Consider the following 26090-nt stretch of genomic DNA (forward strand, 5'->3'; position numbering starts at 1 on the left):
CAAGTGCTAGGAAGATAAATCCAGTGAATGGTTAATTTTTTAAATTTGAAATAAAAAGGCTGAGTATAAAAATATTACACTCAGCCTTAAAATTATTACTTTAATTTGTTAATAAATATAAATAACTATGGTCGACCACCATTCCAACGAACTGAGTGATTGATATAGCTTTTAGTTCCCAGAAGATTAAGTTCAATTTTTAAATTTGATGTACCAACATCAGCTAAATGACATTCTTTATCAACGGCATAATTTGATGATGTTTCTTTAAATTGAATGATTGAATCTGAATTCTTATCAAATGTATGTGAGCCTGGATAACTAAAGTCTTGATTTAATGTTCCTGCCCAATTTCCTGTTGAGATAAATTGAATATTATCCATTGATGCTTTGACTTCAATTGGATAGATCAACTCTTTTACTCTCCCATTAAAGGTAATGTGAGGAACAATGATTAAGTGGGTTGTGTCTGTGCTCATATTTTGGCAACCCGTAGTTGCAGCCCCTGTACTAGTATAAAAATAAGCAGGAATATCAGAAACTTGAATATGAGAGCTTATTTCTTGTGCACTAATAGGTTTAATATTGACCTTATATTCTGTCTCATAAGGGGTGTTAGAATCATCAAAAACAACAACTTTGAAGATGATCCCCTCTGAAATGAGTGATTGGCTTAATGAAGGAATTGTCATTGCAAATGGTTGAATACTATCACCTTTATATCGCAACACAGAATGTTTGGCTAATTGAGTCCCTGTTTTTGTTAGGAAAATAAAGTCGACAGCAAAAGGTTGTTCTTTGGCCGTCCAGTCAATATTAACTTGATTATCGCTAGTATAGAAAGGAGCCCAAACTAAATGATTGAGATCACTTTGTGACTGTAGTTTATCCGCTGACTTAAATGTTATGTTGGTAATCTTAATTGTCGGTATATTGTTAACCGTAACATTATAGCTCTGGCTGTAATCATGAAAATAAATATTATTTTTCACTTGTAACGTTAAGGTGGCTGAACCTTTGGTCATACCATTTTCTACACCTAAAGAGGTTATCATGCCTTCAGGTGTGATATTGGCGATCCTAGGATCACTACTGCTCCAAAAAGCATTAGCTTCAGAAGGAATTGAAGGTGTTGCTTCTTGTGCTTTTATATCACCTTTATCAACAGCATTAATTAAAAGAGTGATATCTTTTTGTTTAAATTGATAATTTAACGTTCCTTTATCTAGATGATACTGAATAGATGTACTTGATGACTTAAATTGCTCCGTTGCTTGAGATAATACGGTAATGGTTGTATCACCTGGCTTTATAGGTGTAACTTTACCTTGATCATCTATTGTCATTATAGCTTGGTTGTAATTGACGAATTGGTTAGGAGGCGGATTGTTTGAGGCATCTTTATTGCTATATAAAAGCGCCACTTGTTGTGAAATATTATCATTCCAAACGGAATTTAATTGAGGATCTTTTGCTGTTAGCCCAATATCCGCTTTTTCAATCACTAGAGGATAACTACTTTGAGCAGGTTGATATTGATCATTACCTGATGTTTGTAGTGTGATAATAGTTGTACCCGCTTTTTTCATCGAAATACTACCGCTAATTGTATCAATAGAGGCAATAGTAGGATCAGAACTGGACCACATCACGTTAATATTATTAGGCAACCCTGTATAACCTAGTGCGTTGATAGGTGCTGAAGCATAGGTTTCTTGCTGGATTTGTTTGTCAAAAATAATATCAGGTTTCGGGATAGTCACTTTAATGGTTAATGGTTTCGCAATAGTTATTCCTTCTGCCTCAGCCGTTACAATAATATCTATTTTAACATTTGAAGTAAGGTCGGTTTGATATTTACCATTTCCTAATGAGCTCAGTGGGTTATCACTAAAATTAGGTGTGCCACTGGTGGTTTTAATTGAAACAGTTTTACCATCAATAGTATTACTGTATTTATCCATTAAATTCACGGTGAGTAGGGCACTATCTTTATCATCACCACCGATTGATTGGCGATTACTACTAAAAGTTGATTTGTTTGCATCAATATCAGTAGGATTTACAGTGACATCTTGAATCGGCTTATGATTATTTAAATCAATATAAGCACTCATTTTCAATATGCCGGCAACTGTACTGGTGACCTTGGTTCTTGCGATACCATTAATATCTGTATAAGTACTAAAGTCATAGTCATCCGCTAAACCTTGTAACTTCCATGATACGATAACGTTAGGCAATATGTTGTCATTAGCATCAACAATAGTTGCTTGATAATTAACGCCTTTATCACCAGCAATCATGCTTGTTCTATCGACACCAACAGATTTTATTTGCCATGTTGTTTCATCTGCACGCAGTTGTAAGGTTTTTTGTTTTTTGAAATCAACGCCATTAACTTTAACACTTAATTGTGCCGTACCTGATTTAGTACCTGTTACTTCAATTTCATAATAGCCCTGAGTGACCTGTTGAGCAGGACTAAACTGAATGCTTGGGTTATTAGAGATCCCTTCAACTTGCTGATCTGGCAGAATGTTACCGCCTTTATCTTTAATCGTTAAAGTGAGTAATGCTTTATCTGTGCCATTGGCGATGATTGTTGTAGGTATTAAGTTGATTTCTGAACTATTTTCATCAACATTATCAGCCACAAATTTGACATCGGGAGCAGGATAACTACCTGAAATTAATACTGCATTAACTTTAGCAAGACCCGCAGGATTACGTGTTAGTTCAACTTCAGCAATACCTTTGCTGTCTGTGAATGTGAGTGGTTTAGCAAGTAAGCTATCTTTGTCTGTCGTCCATGTCACACTAACACCACTGTTAACAGGATTATCATTCTTATCGCTAATATAAGCGTGATAAGTGATGGTGTCGCCTGCATGAGGTTGTGTATCACTGATCACAAACTTATCGACTTTGGCTGTCTGGTTATTAGGTAGAACCGTTAATAGTGCAGTTTGTGTAAGTGTCACTGAATCTATTTTGGTACTGATTGTTGTTTGACCTGCTTTCAACGCACTAACTTGTGCTTGATAAACCCCAGTTGAGATTTCATTAAATGCTGTTGTGGTTGTGGTTAAATCAGCACTATAGTTAACGCTGATTTTATCCTTTAACCCTGTTAATAAATTATCGTATTTATCTTTTAGCGTTAAAGTAATTTGAGAGCGACCTGTTTCAGAAATAATAGTGTTAGGGATAAGTGATAACTGAGACTTATCGGCAGAAACCACATCAGTGTTAAAGTTAATCAAATGGTCAGCATCAAGAGATTGTTGTCTACCAAGCATCGCTGTAACTTTTGCTGCACCCGCTTGTGTACTACTTAAGGTAATTTCTGCAATCCCATTTTTATCTGTTTTGCTGATAGGTAACGAAAGTTTACCTAGTGAGGTTAACCAACCCACTGCAATACCTTCCATGCTTGGATTGCCTTGTAGATCAATGATTTTTGCACGAATGATGACTTGATCTGTGCCATTTGCTATGACATCAAAAGGAGGGATAACATTAACCGCATTGATAATGGCATTTTGCTTATCAGCAATAAAACCAAGAGGTTGAGTTAAGTTAAAGGTATTACCTGCATTAGTATATTGAGCACGAATAAAACTAATACCTTCTTGTTTACCATTGATGGTTGTTTGATAAATCCCTGTATCGATTTCTTTAAGTACACTAAATTTAATGGTGCTGTTATCACCAGAGAGAGCAATAAATTTATCTTGCTTCGGAACTAGGTTACCGAATTTATCTTTTAGCGTGATTGTCCCTGTTGCGGAGGAACTACCATTTGCCACGATAGATTGGGGATCAATCGAAAATGTACTTTGTGATGCATTAACTTGACCCGGAATAAAATGAAGGTCTTGTGTGGTACTTTTGTTGTTTTCCAGTGTTGCCGTAACTGTTGTTGTTTGTGCTTCTGTCCCTTTTATCACAACTTGCACATCACCATTATCATCGGTTTTCACCATATTCTCACTCAACACATTATGGGTTGAAGTCCAGAATACAGATTGTTTTATTAATGGATTATTTTCAGCATCTGTAACATGCGCCATTAAAGTGATCGTATCGTTATTGTCTGCAACCGCTTCTGTTTTGTTATTTACAGTGGTTAAGACAATATTGGCGTTATTCGGATCAGCAATAGCGGTTAGTGTAACTTGTGCTTTTTCTTTATTTGAAAGAGTGGCAGTAACCTCTGTCACGCCTGCTTTTTTTGTTCGAATTTGATTGGTTGTCTGTCCTTGACTATCAGTCACACTCTTTTGTTTATCGAGAGTGGTTGAGGCATTAGATTGCCATTCAACGGTGATGTTGGGTAATTTATTACCAAATTTATCTTTCACCACTGCCGTGAGGATTGCTTGTTCTTTATTATCTGCAATTAATTCGGTTTTATTGGTAGTTAAAGTAATTAAACCTTGCTGGTTATTGGCAATAAAAGTAATAGGTAGTGCATCTAATGATTCATTACTGAGTCTAGCCGTGACAATAACATCAAAGGCTTGAGTACTAGTCACTGTCGTTTGAGCAATACCTTGGTTATCTGTTGTTGAAAATTCATTAATAGAAACAATATTTTGATCACGATTAGTAGACCAAATGATTTTTGCATTAGGTAAAATGTTGTTATTTTTATCTTCAACGACAGCAGTAAATGTTACGGTTGTTTTGCCATCAGCAATATAAGGTGGCGCCGATGGTGTCACTGAAATAATTTTACCGTTGGATAGGTCGGCAATAAACTGCGTTGTTTTCTGTGTCGCTATATTATTGACCTGCGCGATTACAGTAACTGTGCCTGATATTTTGCTGGTCATGGTGGTTGATGCATTACCTTGACTGTCCGTCAGTAACTCAGTTTTTTTAAGCTGAGCTTGATTATCTGCAGATAATTGAATTTTGGCATTTGGGACAGGGTTGTCGTTTTTATCAGTGACATTTAGAGCAATTAATTTTTCGTCTGTACCATCAGCAAACGAGATGTTTGGATTAATGGTGAAAGTATTTATTTTGGCTGAGTTAATATCGGCAATAAAATCCACATTAGTTGAATAGGTAATATTTTTGACACTAACATTAATGATGCTTTTACCAATATGTGTATTGGTGATTGGAACAATAATTTTACCTTCAGCATTTGTATTCGCTTGAGCAATAATTGTTGCACCATTATCGGCAGTAAAAGAAACAGGATAGTTAGGAATTCTATTAGCATTAATGTCTGTTACGATAACTTGAATTTTATTTTGGCTTTTACCGTCAGCGGGTGCGTGGTTTTTAATTACAGTTAATCCACCTTTAGCAATAATGGCGGAATGTGTATCAGCAACAAAAGTCACTTTAGCCTGATTAAAGGTATTGTCCCTGAACTTGGGCGTTAATGTCACAATTTCAGGAGTACTTCCTGCGGTGATTGTGACTTGATATTTTCCTGCATCAATTCGACTGAAACTTGAAACTCGGCTATTGCCAGTTGGATCATCAGATTGAATATCTAATGAAAGTTCTTTTATATCGATATCAACAGGACGCTTTTCATTATCGAGAATTGATAAGGTCAGACTTTGTGTAGAATGATTGTCAGCAGGCAGTTGTGTTGCTTTCGGCGTAAATTGGCTATTTTGTATATTAATTGCAGACTGATCAACGGTGATTTTACTCTGTACTGGATCAGAACGATTACCTTGTTCATCAATAGCAACAGCGCTTACTGTGTAGCTATTTTTTTCTGATGAACCTGAAGTATGACGAGGAAGAATGATTGAGTAGCTAAGATTATTATTATGTTGGATCTTACCTCCATTAGCGATTAAGCGACTCGCAGACCATTCAATCTGTTTAACAGGATATTTAGAACGAACTTGCACACCTAAATCTTTTTCTTCTTTTGCGTAACCATTAATTGTTGGTGTAATTGAGAGAAATACTAAGGTTTTCTTTTTATACTCTAAAACGATATCGTTATTTCTGTTCACAAAATCATAGCGACTTCCGGACATTAAACGCATTGCTCGAATATTATCTGGATTAAGTTGTGAAGAGAGTGATTCTCCAAGTCGATATTGGATATTTACATCAAATTTATTATCACTATTATCATTTAAACCAAAGCGACGTTCAGCACTGAGGGTAACTAAAGGCACTGGTGTATAGGTAAGTCCCGCCGTATAAGCATGAGGATTTTCTTGGCGATTATCTTTGCCGAATAAGCCGACTTCTTTCCCATAATATTGTTCAAAAATAAGTTTTGCGCCTAATTGTGGATAAGCTGGCAGGTAGCCTTCTGTGCGAATATCCCAACCATTAGCGGGGCGCTCATTATAATCCATAACATCATCAGAGGTACGCCAGTTAGATAGACGATGGTAGTGATTGGCACTTAACTTAAAATAGTCTCGCCATACTTCAGCACCTACACCCAAACGGCTGTGATATCGGCTTAAATCGTAGTCATAAAAAGCATTAAGGCCAACCATAAACTTGTCAGTAAAATGCCGGTAACCAATACCTTGGTTTAATTGACTGCGAGAATCTTTACGGTGATAACTGGTTTGAGAAAAAACTAAATTCTTTTTGTTATCATAGAGCGGAATAAGAAGATCAGCAGAACTTTCTTCTAAGGTGAATTTTTTATCTGTTGAAAGAGAGACTCGAGCATGACCAAACTGATTTAACCATTGCTCTATTTGTTGATTGGCTTTACTTGATATTTGGCTTATTGCATATTGTGTTGCATCAGTATCTTTATTTAACAAAGATGAGTTAGCAACAATAATTTGTGCAAGCTCTTGCTCGTTTGTGGTTGGAATAGATGTATCTTGATTGTTATTCAGCCATTTTTTTGTCAACAAAGGTTCATTAGGTATATTAAGCGTAATACCTTCCTTTATTTTTAATTTACCGACTAAAGAAACATAATCAGGATTAGCTTCAATAAGCTTAAATAATTTTAAATTAAATTTTTTCGCAATGGATTCCGGCGTGTCATCTTTTTGAACTTGATATGTACTCCTTTTGTCTATTAAATTAATAGTTTGTTTTTCTTGGCTATTTTCTTTTGCGAAAACGTTGGCAGGGAGCGTTGCCGAGATGGGAAATGCTAATTGAATAAAGATATTAAACCAAGCAACTTTCTTTGTAATAGAAGAAAGTTGCGGCGTTAGTCCACTTTTAAATTTTGTCATTTTTAAACTCACCGTAACAAATAATGATGAGAATCTCGTATTTATAGGTGTACTAGATATCAAAAAGTGAGCATGAATTAATTAATTTATAAATATATAAAAATTAAAGATCAAAAAAATAAAAATGAGAGTAAAAAAGAGAAGGAGATATTTTGACATAGAAAGACCAATAGAAAATCTATTCTATTGGTCTTTTAATAGAGGTTCAAAAATTAGATATCGACAAAAATATCAGGATCAGGGCCTAAACGTTTTTTCTGCTCAAGAACGGTAATTTCAGTGACTTCTTCTTTTTCTAATTTAAAATCAAAAATATGGAAGTTTTCTTCAATACGAGAAGGTGTAACTGATTTTGGAATAACCACAAGACCACTGTCTAAATGCCAGCGTAAAACAATTTGTGCTGGAGTTTTATGGTATTTTTCAGCCAGTTTTTGAATAATAGGGTGCTCAAAAACACCTTCACCACCTTGTGCTAATGGGCTCCAAGATTCGGTGACAATATTATGAGTTGTGTTCCATGCTCTTAACGGAGCTTGCTGCATTAAAGGATGAATTTCAATCTGATTAATAACAGGGGTTACACCTGTTTCAGTAATGATTCGTTCCAGATGTTCTTCTTTAAAATTACAGACACCTATGCTTTTTACTAATCCTTCTTTTTGCAAAATAATCATTTGCTTCCAAGCTTCAACATAAAGCTCTCGTGAAGGTACTGGCCAATGCATTAAGTAGAGATCAATATAATCAAGTTGCAAACGCTGGAGACTTTCTAAGACGGCACCACGAGCATGAGTTTGATCGTTATTCCATAATTTTGTTGTGATAAAAAGTTCATCACGAGGAACAGTGATCTGTTTTAACGCCTTGCCTACACCTTCTTCATTATGATAAATCGCTGCCGTATCAAAAAGGCGATAGCCTGTATCAAGTGCGTGATGAATAGCTTTAACAACTTGATGATTATCTGCTTTCCAAACACCAAGACCAAGTTGTGGGATGGCATTTCCATCAGATAATTTGATCAGTTTAGGTTTATCCATTTCTATCTCCAGAGTCGCAAAAAGTACTTAGAGTGCCGCTGTATAAATACGTTGACTGACTTCTAATGTGATATCTTGATGCTCACCCAGTGCAATTTGTCCATGCTCTTCCAACTTTCGCACTAATGCAGGAATATCTTCTTCACCGATTTTGAAATCAGCCAGTCGAGTTCTAAGTCCCATTAATTCAAAGAATTTTCGAGTTTCATTAATCGCAGTTTCAATTTTAAAAGCGTCAGAACCTTGGTTTATACCCCAAACTTTTTGTGCATATTGGATTAACTTGCCGTATTTAGCCTGACGTTTTTCATTTAATAATGCAGGTAAAACGATGGCGAGAGTTTGCGCATGATCAAGCCCGTGTAAAGCCGTGAGTTCGTGACCTAATGCATGCGTAGCCCAATCTTGAGGAACACCAACACCAAGAATACCATTTAGCGCTTGTGATGCTGTCCACATTATATTAGCACGGATATCATAGTCTGTTGGTGACGTCAGCGCTTTTGGCCCTTGATCAATCAAAATACGTAAAAGGCCTTCTGCATATTCATCTTGTACACGAGCATTCACTGGATAAGTGAGATATTGCTCTAATATATGAATAAAAGCATCAACAACACCGTTGGCAGTTTGTCTTGGTGGTAAAGAATAAGTGGTTGTTGGATCTAAAATAGCACAATGAGGATAAACATGAGGGCTGGCAAAGCTTTGTTTATCCATTGTCTGTTTTCTGCTGATGACAGAGAAACTATTGGTTTCTGTTCCTGTTGCAGGAAGTGTTAATACACAGCTTAAAGGTATCGCTTTTTCGACCACTTTACCGCGGCTTGTTACAATTTCCCAAGGCTCTCCGTGGTAAGGTATCGCTGCGGCAATAAATTTTGTGCCATCAATAACAGAACCTCCACCCACGGCTAATAAATGCGTGATACCGTGATATCTGGCATAAGAAACCGCTTTCATTAGCGTTTCATAAGATGGGTTTGGTTCAATGCCACTAAACTCATGAATTTGATAACCTGGAAGTGCGGTATAAATCTGGTCTAATACGCCATTGCGCTTAATACTACCGCCACCATAAGTCAGTAGAATTCTTTCATTTTTTCCAATTTCAGAACGTAGTTTATCTATTTGTCCTTGACCAAAATGAAGGCGAGTTGGCGAATAATAAGTAAAGTTTTGCATTTTGTTTCCACCTTAATTCGATGTTCTGAAGTATGACAGTTAATCAGGAAAAAGTTTTCCATTGTGCCTAGACTAGATAGTCTGACATAACTATAACTAGAAGGTTGTAGAAATAAGATATGAATTATTTCTCTTAATGCCTACAACAGTTCAATTGTAGTTAATTTATAAGGAGTAATATGGAAAGTCATTATTTAACATTAAACCAAGAGCATTGGGATAAACAAGCTGCAATGGAAAATCAGTGGTCTAAGCCTGTGAGCGATGAAGAAGTTATCGCTGCAAAGCAAGGTGACTGGAAAGTACATTTGACACCAAGCCCTGTAAAGAGGGAATGGTTAGCGGATATTCAAGGCAAAAAAATACTCTGTTTAGCTTCTGCTGGTGGGCAACAAGCGCCTATCTTGGCGGCTGCGGGCGGTATTGTGACTGTGTTTGATTTATCAGAAGGTCAATTAGACAAAGATCGCCAATTGGCACAAAAGCATCAGCTAGATTTGGTAACAGCACAGGGGGATATGGCTGATTTAACCGCATTTGCCGATGAAAGTTTTGATATTATTTTTCACCCTATTTCAAACTTATATGTACCAGATGTAAATCCTGTTTGGCAAGAATGCTACCGTGTTTTGAAAAAAAGCGGTGTACTAATGGCGAGCTTTTATAATCCTGTTGTATTTGTTGATGACAGAGATCCGCAATTACGTTCACAGGGATTAATGAAACCAACTTACCGCTTACCTTATAGCGATCAAGGCTCACTACCTTCGGATATTCTGCAAGAAAAAGTCGCAAGAGGTGATGGACTGGTCTTTGGACACTCTTTGACTGATCTTATTGGCGGGCAATTAGCAGCAGGTTTTTTATTACAGGATTTTGTTGAAGATTTTGCTCCTCATGCTCGTTTCTTAGTTGATAGTTATATTCCAACGTTTCTTGCTTCAAAAGCCATTAAGCTTTAAAAAAATAGAGCAGGAAGAATATGATTGTGATTAATATAAATGGGATTTTAGTCAGATATTAATTGATGTGGAGATAAGACAATGAACAACTGAACTTTTATTGCAGTATCAGATAATACATAAAACACGCCATTATTCTTGCTCTAAATAATGGCGTGTTTTTTTAATTACTTACTGCTGGCGCTATTTTTACGATGGCGAATATACATCACAATCGAGCCAATTAAACCTGCACTTAAAAGCAATACGGGTAATGTCATCAAGATATTCATGACAAGTGTTTCATGCTTTTGTACAAATGGAATAAGGTTTAGTACATAGCCTAAAGAAACAATAATCCCTACCCATAAGAAGCCACTTAACCAGTTAAATATTTGAAAGCGACGTTGCTTTAATTCAGATAAACCAGCCAAGGTAGGCAATAATGTACGCACGAACCCAATAAAACGACCCAGTAATAGTGCATATAAACCTTGGCGATGGAAGAGATCATTTGCCTTATGGTGATATTGCTCTGGTAATTGAGCCATCCAACGTTTAACTACTTTTGTATCACTTAGCCAACGGCCTTGTAAAAAGCCGAGCCAACTCCCAATACTAGCGGCAGTGCCTAATATGATGATAGTCGGGAAAAAGTGTAAAACACCTTTTGCAATTAAGGCACCGCAAAGAATAAGCAGTGTATCTCCTGGTAAAAATGCGGCGGGCAATACCCCGTTTTCCAGCATAATAATAACAAAAAGAACAATATAGATAACCCACAGCACATTAGGATTAGCTAACACCATATAGTCGTGTTGCATAAGTGCGTGAATTATCTCTTTTAATGTACCCATTAGCGAACTCGCATTAAAAAAGGACTTTATGTTCGCTATTCTAACGCAAAATAAAGAGAACAGTTTGATTTAATCCCTGTGGAACCACAGGGATAGATTTTTTTTAATAAAAAATTCATTCTTTATTAAGAAATACGTAAAAAGGCCTGCTCTAGATCTTCAATAAGGTCATCTACATTTTCTAATCCAATATGAATGCGAAATAGTGTTCCAGCAAATGTTGGCTGAGTTTCATATTGGCGCATCGCTTTAATATCATTGGGTTGATAACCTAAAATTAAAGATTCAAATCCTCCCCATGAAAATGCCATCTTAAATAATGAGAAGTTATCTAAGAAATACGCAAATTCTTCAGGTGTTAAGATTTTCTTTAGACTAAAAGAGAATAAGCCGTTGCTACCCGAGAAATCACGTTGAAAATATTCATGTCCCAGACAAGAAGCTAATGCAGGATGATAAACATTATCAACTAAAGGGTGTTGTTTTAACCAGCGAGCGACTTCTAATGCACTTTGTTCGTGTTGTTTCATCCTAACAGGCAGTGTTCTTAATCCTCTTGCTGTCATATAAGCAGTATCAGGATCAACACATTGACCTAATAAATAGGTATTCTCTCGTAATTGCTTCCAACAACGTTTATTCGCCACAGCAAAACCTAACATGCCATCAGAGTGACCATTAATATATTTTGTGGCGGATTGGATTGAAATATCGATACCCAATGTTAGTGGTTTAAGCAGTAATCCTGCCGCCCAAGTGTTATCGATCATAATAATGATTTCAGGGTTATATTGGCGAACTGAATTGACTATTCCTTGTAGATCTTGAATTTCCATTGTGATTGAACCTGGAGATTCAAGAAAAACAATTTTTGTTTCAGGACGTAGCAATTGACTGATCTCTTTGCCGATTAAAGGATCAAAGTAGGTCGTTGTGACTGAGAATTTACGTAAGATCTGATCACAAAAATTTTGAGTCGGATCGTAGGCAGAGCCTGTCACGAGAATATGAGAGCCTTGCTCAACAAATGCGAGTATAGATTGCGTAATCGCCGCTGCACCTGAAGGAAATAGTGCGCAGCCTGCACCTTGCTCTAATTCAGTTAACGCTTCTTGTAAGGCAAAATGAGTGGTTGTGCCTCGACGTCCATAAAAAAGTGTACCTTCTGCCCGTTTTTTCGTTGCTTCACGTTTTTGTGCAACTGAATCAAAAATAACGGATGATGTTCGTTGTATAATTGGATTTACTGCGCCTTGGGAATATTTTTTAGCTCGACCAGAAAGGAGGAGTGAGGTTTCTTGTTTTTTTAGCGTCATCCTTAATACCTTCTTTTAATTGATGGTGTGTTTACCTCAAGTTAATTCATTTTTTGGATAAGTACAAAAGGCTTGCAGGGTAGTTGATAAAATTTCACGTTACGTGAAATAACGATAATTTGTCTTAAAAATCGACAAATGAAAAAAAAATAGCCAAATAGTAATGATAATTACTATCAAAATGCTTCATGTTTGATATCATTTGAGCGTTTTCTCTTTCCTGATGGCAAACAGGATGATTGTAAGCGAACGATTTTGGGTAAGTAGTGGCGTAACGATGTCATTACTGAATAAATAAATAGATAAAAAAGAGAGTAAAAGGCCAACTGATGCGTAATTTGACAGCTTCTATTCTATTGGCAATCGGTCTGACAGGCTCTGCTTTTGCGGATACGACTCCTGCCTCACCAACTGAACAGCCAACTACTGCTGCCGTTTCTTCAACAGCTTCTACACAGGGAACTGCTACACCGACAACAGTCATACCAGCAATTGCTACTTCTACCACGGAAACGGGTAATGAAGTGAAAGCAGTCGGCACTGAAACTGCTAAGCCTGAAGGTGAAAATACACCTGCAACAACAGCTGAGAATTCAGAAAATGCGCCTTTAGCGACAGAAAATACATCATCAGAAGTACAACCTGAAATGGTTGCTGGTGGCGGGTTTGCTGAAGATTTATCTGTAATGGGTATGTACCGTAATGCAGATTTAGTCGTTAAGAGTGTGATGATTGGCTTACTGTTAGCCTCTATTGTCACTTGGGCACTATTTTTTGCGAAAGGAAGCTACTTAATTTCACTGCGTCGTCGCCTAAGAAATGAAACAGCTCAGTTAGTTGAAGCTAAATCACTCAACGATGCGTTAGCGATTAGCAAAAAATTTGGTAATAAAAGTGCAACCGCTGATTTCTTTAATGATGCAGAATTAGAGCGTACTTACTCTCAAGAAAGTAAAGTGGCTTCAGGTATTAAAGAGCGTGTTGAAATGCGAATGGAACGTCGCGTTGCAGCAATTATCCGTGAATTAGGTCGCGGTAATGGTTACTTAGCCACAATTGGCGCAATTTCTCCTTTTATCGGTCTTTTCGGTACGGTTTGGGGGATCATGAATAGTTTTATCGGTATTGCTCATTCTCAAACGACAAACCTTGCTGTTGTTGCACCAGGTATTGCCGAAGCGCTATTAGCAACCGCTATTGGCCTGATTGCGGCAATTCCAGCGGTTATTATCTATAACATTTTTGCTCGTATGATAGCGGGTTATCGTGGTGAAATTGGTGATATCGCAACAGGTGTGGTGACATTAGTCAGCCGTGATTTAGATATCGAAAACAGCAAAGCAAGGTAATGAATTATGGCAATGCGTCTTGGTGATGATTCAGGTGATGATAATGAATTGCATGATATCAATGTGACGCCTTTTATTGATGTCATGTTGGTTCTGCTCATTATCTTTATGGTGGCGGCACCTTTAGCTACTGTTGATATAAAAGTAAATTTACCCGCTTCAAGTGCAAAACCACAACCTCGCCCTGAGAAGCCTGTTTATTTAACGATTAAGTCGGATAAACAAATTTTCATTGGTGAAGAGATGGTCACACATGAAACGATGGCGAATGTGTTAGATACCATGACACAAGCAAACAAAGAGACAACCATCTTTTTCCAAGCTGATAAAACGGTTGATTATGAAACGTTAATGGCAGCAATGGATTCGTTAAGAAAAGCGGGTTATCTCAAAGTTGGGCTCGTGGGAATGGAAACTGTCTCTACAGGCGGTTAAAACTTAGCAAATAAGCTATTTATCTAAGTATTATTACGCTATTTTAAAAGCACTTTATTTGTCGTTGTGAAATGATGAATAAAGTGCTTTTTTATTGTATAGAAGAAACAAAGTTTATATTTTTACCATTTTTAGTGTTTATCAAGATTATTAATAAAATTGAGTTAGAATAAAATTTAACTTTAGTATTAAATAATATTAATAATAGATAGATTAAGTTACAGAATAAATAATTAACTAAGTTTATTGAGTAATAGTTGGCTGAATCAATTAATGCTAAGTAGATATCATTATTTGAACTCTCTTAACATTAATATTCATTAACTCTTCATTTTTTTTCATTTTTATATTTGTTTAAATCGACTTTCTAAAGTTAAATTTTTCTATAACCCTGTGATTTATAATGTCTTTATGTAAATTTGATTTAAGTGTAAAAAAACTTGCGCAAAAAATCTTATTGGATATAATGCACCCACGTTACAAATTGAAATATTCTGTAACGTGTTAAAACGCCTAATTTATTTATTATCTAAGTTATCCGCATTTGGATACTTATTTTTTTATTGCACCAGGTAGACCGTTGTTTTCAGTCATTCCAATTTCAGGTAAGTAGATTTTATTTACTTATTCAAACCACTTCTTATCCTTGATAAGCAGTGAGTAAAATAAAGCGTGAAAGGCAGAGAACTACACATAGCATTTTATTATTTTAATAAATTTAGAAGCCATAACATTTCGGTGTTATGGCTTTTTTATTTTGCTTGTTATATCTGTCGTTCCTGTCGTTCCTGTCGTTCCTATAGTTTCTACCGTTCTTATTGCTGCTAAGTCGAGATCTTCAGAGTGGGTATTGGGTGTTTTGTTGTGTACCATTTTTATGCTTATTCCCACTTTATTGCTCGCTATCAGCGAGAATTTGCCTGATTAAAAAATACAAACAGTTAACAAAGCATTTTTCAATTTTTTAGATTTCTGACCACTTCTTTTATCTATTCTCACAAAAAAAGGAAATAGACTCTATTTAGGGATTATTTATCGATAAATTGTATTTTTTTTATCCACAAAAACAACAGGGATTTAACATTAAATTTTATTTACGTTAATTTCGTTATAAATTGGATATGTTATAAAATAACCTAATGAAATTATTGCCATTATGTACTGATTAGTAATTATTAATGATCTTAGCTTTTGATTGTTGTTACATATCGATATGTATTTAATTTTATAGCGAATTTACACTAAAGGAACTTCTTATTCCAAAAACGAATATACTTATAACTATATGAAAAATGATAAGAAAAACAGGTTGGTTTTTGGCTATAAAATAAACACTATGATGATGATTAAAAATTAATAACAAAAGAAGAGTTGCTAAATTGGTAATGAAAATAAGCTGAAATTAAATATATTAATGTAATCATTTCTTGTTTATGAAATGCAATTTTTAACATTATTTGTGATGTAATATAAAGGTTGATAATATGAAAAAAAGAGTCATCATTATAATTAAAAAATATATTAGAATCTATTTTTAATAATTTTTATTAGAAATTAGAAATAATAAATTATTAATTTTGTATTATTTTAAATATATTGTCTTATAATTTGGTTATTTTTTGCCTCATATGTAATTGATTGATTAATAAGGTTTTAAGTTTTCGCTTTTGTTGTGTTATTGAGATAATGATAATTATTTCTATTTCCTTTATCATTATTAAATAGAGTTTTAATAAATTTAAAATGACGAAATATATAAAAAATAGACATTAAACCTTATATTGCTGAAACGTTTTTACTCACATAAAAGAATAATTTATTTTTTAATGAATTATCGCTTGATAATGATCAAGTCATTATTGTGTCGGAGTGTTAAAAAGGCGGTGTTTTAAAATTATTCCAATTAAAAATCATCATATCAGGAGAGATATATGGCCTTGGGGAATAATGTTTTTTCCCATCATGGTATTAACCGACGCGATTTTATGAAATTGTGTGCTGCGCTGTCAGCTACCATGGGATTAAGCGGCAAAGCTGCCGCAGAAATGTCTGAAGCAATGGCATCACCTGAACGTCCACCCGTTATCTGGATTGGTGCTCAGGAGTGTACTGGGTGTACGGAGTCTTTATTACGAGCAACTCACCCGACTCTGGAAAACCTCGTTCTTGATGTTATCGCACTCGAATATCACGAAGTGCTTTCTGCAGCTTTTGGTGATCAAGCTGAAGAAAATAAACACAATGCGATGGAGAAATATAAAGGTAAGTACGTCCTCGTTGTTGACGGTTCAATCCCAGACAAAGACGGCGGTGTTTACTGTATGGTTGCAGGAAAACCAATTCTTGAGCATATCAAAGAAGCCGCTGAAGGGGCTGCTGCGATTATTGCAATTGGTTCATGTTCTGCATGGGGTGGTGTACCTGCGACTGGGGGCAACCCAACTGGCGCTAAATCGCTGGAAGCTATTTTACCGGGTAAAACCGTTATCAATATTCCAGGATGTCCACCAAACCCACATAACTTCTTAGCAACTGTTGCACATATTATTACTTTCAACAAATTGCCTAAGTTAGATAGCAAAAACAGACCGCTTTTTGCTTATGAGCGTTTAATTCACGAAAACTGTGAACGTCGTCCTCATTTCGATGCGGGTCGTTTTGCTAAAGAATTTGGTGATGAAGGTCATCGTCAAGGCTGGTGTTTATACCATTTAGGTTGTAAAGGCCCTGAAACTTATGGTAACTGCCCAACATTAGAATTCTGCGATGTCGGTGGTGGGATCTGGCCTGTCGGTATCGGTCACCCTTGCTATGGTTGTAACGAAGAAGGTATCGGCTTTACTAAAGGTATTTTCCAATTAGCGAACGTTTATCAGCCAACACCAAAAGCACAAGTACCTGATGTTAATGCAAAAGAAGGTGGTGGTGTTTCTTATGGTGCTGCTGGCTTACTGGGTGCTGTCGTGGGTGCAGTTGCGGGTGTCAGTGTGATGGCTGTGCGTCAATTAGGCCGTGACAAGAATGCCACAGGAGCCTCACAGGAGGATAAACGGTGAATAGGCGTCATTTCTTTAAGCTGGCATCAGGTGGGGTTCTCCTTGCGGGAATGGCACCCACTGCGAGTCATGCTGCGGCGCAGAACCGTCCCCCAATTCCTGGGTCTCTCGGTATGCTCTACGACTCTACACTGTGTGTAGGCTGTCAAGCATGTGTCACAAAATGTCAGGAAATTAATCACCCGGAGCCAATGGAGCGTGGTGATACTTACGCTAATGGTGATCCGATTTGGTCAAACAATGACAAATTAAGTCCTTACACAAATAACATTATTCAAATTTGGCGTGATGGTACTGGTGAAAATAAAGACCAACTGGAAAACGGTTATGCCTTTATTAAGAAACAATGTATGCATTGTGTTGATGCAAACTGCGTTTCTGTTTGTCCTGTTTCTGCGTTAACCAAAGATCCAAAAACCGGTATTGTTCATTATCACGCGGATATCTGTACAGGTTGTCGTTACTGTATGGTGGGATGCCCTTATAACATTCCAAAATACGATTATGATGATCCATTTGGTAAGCTCTATAAATGTGAGCTTTGTAACCAAAAAGGTGTTGAGCGTTTAGATAAAGGCTTATTACCAGGCTGTGTTGAAGTTTGTCCTACTGGTGCGGTTATTTTCGGTACACGCGAAGAGTTGCTGGAAGAAGCAAAACGTCGTTTAGCGAAAAAAGCGGGTGAAGAATATCATTACCCTCGTCAAACCATTAGTGGTGGCGATACTTATCTACATAAAATTCCTGAATATCAAGATCATATCTATGGTGAGTTTGAAGGTGGCGGTACGCAAGTCATGGTACTTTCTGCGGTTCCTTTCGACAATTTAGGAATGCCAGAAGTGGCACCATTATCAACAGGTGCGCGCTCTGAACATATTCAACATACGCTTTATAAAGGCATGGTATTACCAATAGCAGCCCTTGCAGGGATCACCTATTTGGTTAACCGTAATAGTAAAAAACAAGAGCAGGAACACCACAAGGAGGATAACGATGTCGAGTCATGATCCTCGTCCACTTGGCGGTAAGTTATTTACTCTAGCAGTAAGAGTATTTTTACCGCTTGCTGTGCTCGGTTTTATTCTTATTGGTAAGCGTTTGGTATTAGGTCTGGGCGATGTCTCTGACCTGAATGGGGGATATCCTTGGGGTATTTGGATTGCCTTTGACTTATTGATAGGAACAGGCTTTGCATGTGGTGGTTGGGCACTTGCATGGGCTGTTTATGTCTTTAATAAAGGGGAGTTTCACCCATTAGTGCGTCCTGCATTATTAGCGAGCTTGTTCGGCTATTCATTAGGTGGTTTATCCATCGCTATTGATATTGGTCGTTATTGGAACATGCCTCACTTCTTTATGCCGCAATACTTTAACGTTAACTCAGTGTTGTTTGAAACAGCGACCTGTATGACCATCTATATTATGGTGATGGCATTAGAATTCTTACCTGCGTTATTAGAACGTTTAGGTTGGAAAGTGTCGTTGAAACGTCTTAACAAAGCGATGTTCTTTATTATTGGTCTTGGTGCTTTACTGCCAACCATGCACCAATCCTCAATGGGATCATTAATGATTTCAGCGGGTTGGAAAGTACATCCACTGTGGCAATCTTATGAGATGTTACCGCTGTTTTCTCTGTTAACTGCTTTCCTCCTTGGTTTCACTATCGTTATTTTTGAAGGCTCTTTGCTAAAAGCAAGCCGTACCATGAATGATGATGAAACACCGTTATTTACCAAGTTAACACGTGTGATTGAAGTGTTACTGATTGCTTTCTTGGTATGTCGCTGGGGCGAAGTTATTTGGAACGGTAAACTGAGTTATATCGGAAATGGGGATATGTTCTCGTGGTTATTCATTGCTGAAAGTGCATTGTTATTACTTCCTCTGATTTTGATGCATTTAAATAATAACCGCCGTAGTCCAAAAATGCTGTTTGTTTGTGCTGTATTTATCTTAATTGGCGCAGCAATGTGGCGTATGAACTACTCTTTAGTTGCTTACAATCCAGGCAATGGTTACCACTATTTCCCAACAGCAAGCGAATTGCTGATTTCTATTGGTTTCGTTGCATTTGAAGTAACTGCTTACATTCTTATTATCCGTTTATTGCCGGTTTTACCTGCACAAACAGATTCAAATATACAATTAAAAAAGGCTGAGGTTAAATCATGAGCCAACGCATTACTATTGATCCTATTACCCGTATTGAAGGGCATTTACGCGTCGATTGTGAAATTGATAACGGAAAAGTTGTTAAGGCTTGGTCTTCCGGTACCATGTGGCGCGGAATGGAGGAGATCCTAAAAGGAAGCGATCCTCGTGATGCATGGATTATCGTGCAACGTATCTGTGGTGTTTGTACGACGGTTCACGCGATTGCCTCAGTACGTGCTGTTGAAGACGCATTAGGTATGGATATTCCTGTCAATGCGCAGTATATCCGTAACCTAATTTTAGGTTCACATATCATCCATGACCATATCGTTCACTTCTATCAGCTGTCTGCGATGGACTGGGTTGATATTACTTCTGCATTACAAGCCGACCCAGAAAAAGCATCAGCGATGCTAAAAGGGGTTTCTGAATGGCATCTGAACTCTGCTGAAGAATTCAGAAAAGTACAGAAAAAAATCCAAGGTTTAGTGGATAGCGGTCAGTTAGGTATTTTTGCTAATGGCTACTGGGGTCACTCAGCCATGAAATTACCACCAGAAGTTAACCTGATTGCGGTTGCTCACTATTTGCAAGCACTTGAGTGCCAGCGTGATGCAAACCGTATCGTGGCTATTCTGGGCGGTAAAACACCTCATATCCAAAACTTGGCTGTGGGCGGTGTGGCTAACCCAATTAACCTTGATGCACCAAGTGTTCTTAACTTAGAACGTTTAATGTACGTGAAAAGCTTTATCGACAAACTGGGTGATTTCGTTAACCAAGTTTATAAAGTGGATACTGCTATTTTCGCTGCATATTACCCTGAATGGCTAAAAATCGGTAAAGGCGCTAACTACTATCTGTCTGTACCTGAATTACCAATTAATGGTAATAACACTGAGTTCTTACTTTCTGGTGGTTATATGGAAGGGATTGATTTCTCTACTTATCGCCCAATTAAAGACTGGAAAGATCAGAACCTGAAAGACGGTATTGAAGAAAGTGGTAAACACGCATGGTATGAAGATGATGAACCATTAAAACCATGGGAAGGTTTAACTCGTCCTAAATACACAGGTTGGGATGAGAACAACAAATACTCATGGGTTAAGTCACCAACATTCTATGGCAAGCCTGTAGAAGTCGGTACTTTAGCATGGTTAGTGTGTGGTTTAGCAGGTAAGCACGAAGGAACTGTTAGAAACTACAACGACATCAACAAGATCTATACTCAATTAACCAATGAAACACTGGTAACAGAGCAGTTAGAATCTACTTGGGGTCGCATTATTGGACGTACCGTTCACGCGTGTGTATTACAAGAGTCTCTGGCAACGCTATGGCAATCACTGGTTGATAATATTGGTCGTGGTGATACTGCTGCCTTTATTAAACCAGAGTTTGAACCAGGCAAAGAGTATCGTGGTGTTGGTTTTGAAGAAGCCTCTCGCGGTATGTTATCTCACTGGATCGTGTTTAAAGACGGTAAAATCACTAACTATCAGGCAGTCGTTCCATCAACATGGAATGCGGGTCCTCGTAACTTTAATGATGAGCCGGGTCCTTATGAGTTATCTCTTGTTGGTACACCTGTTGCTGATCCGAAAAAACCATTAGAAGTGGTAAGAACTATCCACTCCTTTGACCCATGTATGGCGTGTGCTGTGCATATGGTTGATTTAACAGGTAAAGAACTAAGTAAGGTGAAGGTATTATAATGCGAACTCTCGTCTTAGGTATTGGTAATTTATTACTAAGCGATGAAGGCATTGGTGTTCGTATAGTAGAAGCGCTCGAAGAGCGCTTCTCTTTACCAGAGAACGTCGATGTTATTGATGGTGGCACATCAGGTATGGAAATTTTGCAAGATATCGCTGCAAGAGACCTCCTGATTGTTGCCGATGCGGTAAGAAGTAATCATGAACCGGGTAGTATTTTTGTGTTGCATGATGATGATGTTCCCGCACTTTTTACACAGAAGATCTCGCCTCATCAGCTAGGTTTATCTGATGTATTAATGGCACTGCGTATGACAGATGAATTTCCACGTAAACTTATTTTAGTGGGAATTGAACCTGCATCATTAGAGCCAAGCATGTCGCTGTCTGACATTGGTGAGAAATCAATGGAAATCGCACTAGAACATGTGGTGAATATTTTGCGTGAATACGGCATTTCTGTCACACCTAAAGAGGTAACAGCATGAGTGAATTAAGCTGGGATATCATAGGATATGATGAACCGCCTGTTGAGCAACTTGAAACACGTTTTAGTGAAATCGCTGAAAAAGAGATGAGAGGGCTTCCTTTTTATCGCGAAGGCATTCCTGTAAAAGCAGGGGGCTTTACCTTATTTGAAAATCAGTGGATTGGTTCTGTTCTTACTCCTTGGATGCTAGAACTGGTTGTCTTCCCAGGGCCTTCACAAGAATGGCCACATCGAAAAGTCGGTGATCGCATTGGATTAGAATTACCTTGTGGTCAGATTAAATTCGTTGTGGGTGAGCTTACTGATGGTATGCAGTATCTTGCTTGTTCATTAATGTCGCCACTTGATAGACATTTAGCAGCGGAACATGCTGTTGAGTTGGTTGAAAATAGTGTAAAAATGGCTCTTTCTCTTCCTGTTCAGACACAATCCGTAGCAGAAGTTGATTTAAGTCGTCGTTCTCTCTTCCGTGGTCAGTTAAGATCATAGTGTAGAAATTTTACGCGACACTGAGTCACATTCTTCTTATTGAATAGTACAGGAGTCAGAATATGTGTAGCACTTGCGGTTGTGGCGAAGGCAATGTCAGAATTGAAGGCGTAGAGCCTCATTCACATGAGCACCACCATCATCACTCTCATGACCATGATCATCACGACCACGGTCATCATCATGATCACGGCCATCATGGGCATGATCACCATCATGAACACAATGCTACTCCAGCGAATACTGTTCATAAATATATTGATAAGTCTGAACAAAAGCATAAGCATAACTACGAAACACATGGTCAGCCTATCATCGTTCATCACCACTATTACCATAACAGTGGTGATGTTCATCTTCATTTTCATAACGATGCACAGCTAAACGAAACCCCTGTTTTCCATGAACATCATCATGGACATGACGATCATCATGAACACGATCATTCACACAGTCATGACCATTCTCACAGTCATGATCACGACCATGCTCATGATCATAGCCATGAACATTCTCATCACCATTCTCACAGCCACGATCACGATCATGCACATGACCACGATCATGAACACGAGCACGAAGAGCAATTTAGCCCAGTGATTGAAAATCAGAATATGCATTATGGCCAAGGTGAAGCAGGAACACATGCTCCCGGTATTAGCCAAAAGCGTATGCTGAAAATTGAAATGGATGTGCTGGATAAAAATAACCGCATTGCCGTTCATAACCGTGAACATTTTGAACAACAAAATGTGTTGGCATTGAATTTAGTTTCAAGTCCCGGCTCCGGTAAAACGACACTGTTAACACAAACATTAAAACAGTTAGCGCAACGTGTGCCTTGTGCTGTGATCGAAGGCGATCAGCAAACTACAAATGATGCAGATCGTATCCGTGAAACCGGTGTGCCAGCGATCCAAGTGAATACAGGCAAAGGTTGTCACCTTGATGCACAAATGGTGCATGATGCGACACACCAATTAGGCTTACAAGATAACAGCGTTCTCTTTATTGAAAACGTGGGTAACTTAGTTTGTCCTGCCAGTTTTGATCTGGGTGAAAAGCATAAAGTCGCTATTCTCTCTGTCACTGAAGGCGAAGATAAGCCTCTGAAATATCCGCATATGTTTGCTGCGGCTGATTTAATGATTATCAACAAAATTGATTTAGTGCCACATCTGAATATCGACGTTCAAGCTTGCATTGAATCAGCTCGCCGTGTTAATCCAAATATCGAAATCATTGCGTTATCAGCAACAACAGGCGAAGGCATGGAAGAGTGGTTAGCTTGGTTGGAGAGTCGTTTATGTGCTTAGGTGTTCCAGCTAAGATTGTTGAGGTGGGCGAAGACGTCCACCAACTCGCTTATGCCGAAGTCAGTGGCGTCAAACGTGCTGTTAATATTTCAATGGTATGTGAAGGCGAACCTAGTGAATTATTAGGCAAATGGGTACTTATTCATGTGGGATTTGCCATGAGCATCCTTGATGAGCAAGAAGCACAAGATACTCTTGATGCATTACAGCATGTCTATGGTGTGACCCTCGAAGAGGCTGATGATGCAGTACGTTGATGAATTTCGTGATCCCGAACTTGCGAAAGCCTTACTAGCCCAAATTCGTGAAACTATTTCACAATGGCCTCACCCTATTAAACGTCCATTACAAATAATGGAAGTGTGCGGTGGGCATACACATGCCATTTTTAAATTTGGTTTAGACCGCTTATTACCCGAAGAAATTGAATTTGTTCACGGACCGGGTTGTCCTGTTTGTGTATTACCGATGGGACGAATTGATGCGTGTTTAGAAATCGCAGCTCGTCCTGACGTAATTTTCTGTACTTTTGGTGATGCAATGCGAGTACCGGGTCGTAATGGCTCAATGCTTGATGCACGTCGTCGTGGTAGCGATATTCGTATTGTCTATTCACCACTCGATTCACTCAAAATTGCACAAGATAATCCAGACAAACAAGTTGTCTTTTTTGGTTTAGGTTTTGAAACGACAATGCCAAGTACGGCAATGACGCTACAACAAGCGAAATTGCGCGGACTTAAAAACTTTTCTCTGTTCTGTCAGCATATTACTATCGTACCTACTTTACGTTGCCTACTTGAGCAAGATGATGTCCGCATTGACGGGTTTATTGCACCAGGGCACGTTAGTATGGTGATTGGCTGTACGCCATATCAACCGCTATGTGACGAATTTGAAAAGCCTTTTGTGGTGACAGGATTTGAACCATTAGACTTATTACAAGCTATACTGATGGTCATTAAACAACTTAAAGCAAAAGCAGAAAATACAGATTATGTTTTAAGTATTGAAAACCAATATAGCCGCATTGTACCGAATGAGGGTAATAAGTTGGCTCAAAAAGCACTTAGCGAAGTGTTTATGTTAAAAGAAACCAGTGAATGGCGCGGATTGGGTGAAATCCCAATGTCAGGTATTCAATTAACACCAGCTTATTCTGAGTTTGATGCTGAATTACGTTTTACACCTGCACCGCAGAAAGTGGCTGATAATCCACAATCTCGCTGTGGCGATGTATTAACAGGACGATGCAAACCTTCCGATTGCCCACTCTTTGGTAAAAGTTGTACACCAGAAACGGCATTGGGTGCCTTAATGGTATCATCAGAAGGTGCATGTGCGGCTTATTATCAGTATCGTCGTGAAGGTAATATATGAAACAACCTGATGAAATCACCTTAGCCCAAGGAAATGGTGGGCAAGGTATGCAACAACTTATCGAAGGACTGTTTTTAAAAGCGTTCGATAATCCGTTATTAAATGAAAAAGAAGACCAAGCGCGGATCGCGTTAAATGAGTTAACGACTCTTGGCGATCGTCTTGCATTTAGTACAGACAGCTATGTTATCGATCCCATTATTTTCCCCGGCGGAAATATTGGTAAATTATCTGTTTGCGGTACAGCTAACGATCTTTCTGTTGGTGGTGCGGTTCCTCGTTACCTTTCTTGTGGTTTTATTCTTGAAGAAGGGCTTCCATTTGAAACCCTAGAAACCCTTGTGATGGCGATGGCGAAAGCAGCTGCGCAAGCAGGAATACAGATTGTCACAGGGGACACGAAAGTAGTTCCTCGTGGCGCTGCGGATAAGATCTTTATCAATACTGCGGGTATTGGGGTTATTCCAACGGCAATTAATTGGGCAGCAAGCAATATCAAAGCGGGCGATAAGATCTTAGTGAGCGGTACTATTGGCGATCACGGCGCAACAATCCTAAATCTGCGTGAAAATTTAGGATTAGAAGCAGACCTACAAAGCGACTGCGCTGTTCTTGAGCCAATGATTGCACCTTTACGTCAAATTAAAGGTATTCGCGCCTTACGTGATGCAACACGAGGCGGAGTGACCGCAATTTTACATGAATTTGCTCAAGCCAGTGGCTGTGGCATGAATGTGCATGAAAGCAAATTACCAATGAAACAATCTGTTCGTGGCGTTTGTGAATTATTAGGGCTTGAAGCACTAAATTTTGCTAACGAAGGAAAAATTGTTTTAGTGGTATCACCAGAAGCTGAAGCTCAAGTACTTGAAGCGTTACATCAACATACTTTAGGTAAAGACGCTTGTACGATTGGTGAAGTGACCGAGGATCATTATATTCGGTTAACAGGAATTTTCGGGACTAGCCGTATTCTTGACTTACCTTATAACGAGCCATTACCTCGTATTTGCTAATCACTTATTACCCACTTATAGATTGAATGATCACAAGATTTATAAGTGGGATAAGTTTCCTACCTGTTACAAAAAATTTGTTATAACGCAAATTTCTCTCATTTATCTGAATACTGACTCTTTGATAAAAA

Annotated in this window: 19 protein-coding genes; 13 read left to right on the forward strand and 6 right to left on the reverse strand. The window is 38.1% G+C overall.

Going from position 1 to position 26090, the window contains the following annotated elements; translation table 11 throughout:
* Positions 1-125 precede the first annotated feature (125 nt).
* The 3 genes from AB4J89_RS14840 to AB4J89_RS14850 form a co-directional block, all read right to left on the reverse strand.
* Positions 126-7208, reverse strand: coding sequence for an Ig-like domain-containing protein (locus tag AB4J89_RS14840; RefSeq protein WP_368469750.1), 7083 nt, complete (start codon positions 7206-7208; stop codon positions 126-128).
* 212 nt (positions 7209-7420) lie between these two features.
* Positions 7421-8251 (reverse strand): 2,5-didehydrogluconate reductase DkgA, encoded by an 831-nt coding sequence (gene dkgA / locus AB4J89_RS14845; RefSeq protein WP_088493739.1) that lies wholly within the window; start codon positions 8249-8251, stop codon positions 7421-7423.
* Between the two features lie 27 nt (positions 8252-8278).
* Complete coding sequence (locus AB4J89_RS14850; protein ID WP_194951830.1) at positions 8279-9436, reverse strand: iron-containing alcohol dehydrogenase; 1158 nt, start codon at positions 9434-9436, stop codon at positions 8279-8281.
* 179 nt (positions 9437-9615) lie between these two features.
* Here AB4J89_RS14850 and AB4J89_RS14855 point away from each other — a divergent pair, with 179 nt between their 5' ends.
* Positions 9616-10398: a class I SAM-dependent methyltransferase gene (locus tag AB4J89_RS14855; RefSeq protein WP_102949411.1), complete on the forward strand. Its 783-nt coding sequence runs from the start codon at positions 9616-9618 to the stop codon at positions 10396-10398.
* Between the two features lie 167 nt (positions 10399-10565).
* Here AB4J89_RS14855 and AB4J89_RS14860 read toward each other — a convergent pair whose 3' ends face one another.
* Positions 10566-11234, reverse strand: a complete 669-nt coding sequence (locus AB4J89_RS14860; RefSeq protein ID WP_088493737.1) for a DedA family protein — start codon at positions 11232-11234, stop codon at positions 10566-10568.
* Between the two features lie 125 nt (positions 11235-11359).
* A complete protein-coding gene (metC, locus tag AB4J89_RS14865) occupies positions 11360-12550 on the reverse strand; it encodes a cystathionine beta-lyase (RefSeq protein WP_368469753.1) in 1191 nt (396 codons plus the stop codon).
* Between the two features lie 329 nt (positions 12551-12879).
* On the opposite strand from metC, the gene exbB reads away from it, so the two are divergent.
* Positions 12880-13899 carry a tonB-system energizer ExbB gene (exbB, locus tag AB4J89_RS14870; protein ID WP_368469755.1) on the forward strand — a complete coding sequence of 340 codons (1020 nt, stop codon included), beginning with the start codon at positions 12880-12882 and terminating at the stop codon, positions 13897-13899.
* 6 nt (positions 13900-13905) lie between these two features.
* Positions 13906-14334 carry a TonB system transport protein ExbD gene (gene exbD / locus AB4J89_RS14875; protein ID WP_006535192.1) on the forward strand — a complete coding sequence of 143 codons (429 nt, stop codon included), beginning with the start codon at positions 13906-13908 and terminating at the stop codon, positions 14332-14334.
* A 741-nt stretch (positions 14335-15075) separates the two neighbouring features.
* On the opposite strand, the gene AB4J89_RS14880 is transcribed toward exbD, so the two are convergent.
* Positions 15076-15207 carry a hypothetical protein gene (locus AB4J89_RS14880; RefSeq protein ID WP_368469757.1) on the reverse strand — a complete coding sequence of 44 codons (132 nt, stop codon included), beginning with the start codon at positions 15205-15207 and terminating at the stop codon, positions 15076-15078.
* 1058 nt (positions 15208-16265) lie between these two features.
* Here AB4J89_RS14880 and hybO point away from each other — a divergent pair.
* From hybO to hypE, 10 genes are all read left to right on the forward strand, one after another.
* Positions 16266-17390, forward strand: coding sequence for a hydrogenase 2 small subunit (gene hybO / locus AB4J89_RS14885; protein WP_075674248.1), 1125 nt, complete (start codon positions 16266-16268; stop codon positions 17388-17390).
* On the forward strand, positions 17387-18400 hold the full coding sequence (hybA, locus tag AB4J89_RS14890; protein ID WP_036911746.1) for a hydrogenase 2 operon protein HybA: 1014 nt from the start codon (positions 17387-17389) through the stop codon (positions 18398-18400). Before hybO ends, hybA begins: the two co-directional genes overlap by 4 nt.
* Positions 18387-19568, forward strand: a complete 1182-nt coding sequence (hybB, locus tag AB4J89_RS14895; RefSeq protein WP_088493734.1) for a Ni/Fe-hydrogenase cytochrome b subunit — start codon at positions 18387-18389, stop codon at positions 19566-19568. Before hybA ends, hybB begins: the two co-directional genes overlap by 14 nt.
* Positions 19565-21268: a hydrogenase 2 large subunit gene (gene hybC, locus AB4J89_RS14900; RefSeq protein WP_194951836.1), complete on the forward strand. Its 1704-nt coding sequence runs from the start codon at positions 19565-19567 to the stop codon at positions 21266-21268. Before hybB ends, hybC begins: the two co-directional genes overlap by 4 nt.
* Positions 21268-21756: a HyaD/HybD family hydrogenase maturation endopeptidase gene (locus AB4J89_RS14905; RefSeq protein WP_006535184.1), complete on the forward strand. Its 489-nt coding sequence runs from the start codon at positions 21268-21270 to the stop codon at positions 21754-21756. The genes hybC and AB4J89_RS14905 overlap by 1 nt, the downstream gene beginning before the upstream one ends.
* On the forward strand, positions 21753-22247 hold the full coding sequence (gene hybE / locus AB4J89_RS14910; protein WP_088493732.1) for a hydrogenase-2 assembly chaperone: 495 nt from the start codon (positions 21753-21755) through the stop codon (positions 22245-22247). Before AB4J89_RS14905 ends, hybE begins: the two co-directional genes overlap by 4 nt.
* 62 nt (positions 22248-22309) lie before the next feature.
* A complete protein-coding gene (hypB, locus tag AB4J89_RS14915) occupies positions 22310-23563 on the forward strand; it encodes a hydrogenase nickel incorporation protein HypB (RefSeq protein WP_088493731.1) in 1254 nt (417 codons plus the stop codon).
* On the forward strand, positions 23554-23820 hold the full coding sequence (gene hybG / locus AB4J89_RS14920) for a hydrogenase maturation factor HybG (RefSeq protein WP_006535180.1): 267 nt from the start codon (positions 23554-23556) through the stop codon (positions 23818-23820). The genes hypB and hybG overlap by 10 nt, the downstream gene beginning before the upstream one ends.
* Positions 23807-24943, forward strand: coding sequence for a hydrogenase formation protein HypD (hypD, locus tag AB4J89_RS14925; RefSeq protein ID WP_075674243.1), 1137 nt, complete (start codon positions 23807-23809; stop codon positions 24941-24943). Before hybG ends, hypD begins: the two co-directional genes overlap by 14 nt.
* Complete coding sequence (gene hypE, locus AB4J89_RS14930; protein WP_088493730.1) at positions 24940-25959, forward strand: hydrogenase expression/formation protein HypE; 1020 nt, start codon at positions 24940-24942, stop codon at positions 25957-25959. Before hypD ends, hypE begins: the two co-directional genes overlap by 4 nt.
* Positions 25960-26090: the final 131 nt, after the last annotated feature.

This window comes from Proteus sp. STS61-E (assembly GCF_040932335.1).
In the GTDB taxonomy this organism is placed as follows: Bacteria; Pseudomonadota; Gammaproteobacteria; order Enterobacterales; family Enterobacteriaceae; genus Proteus; species Proteus mirabilis_B.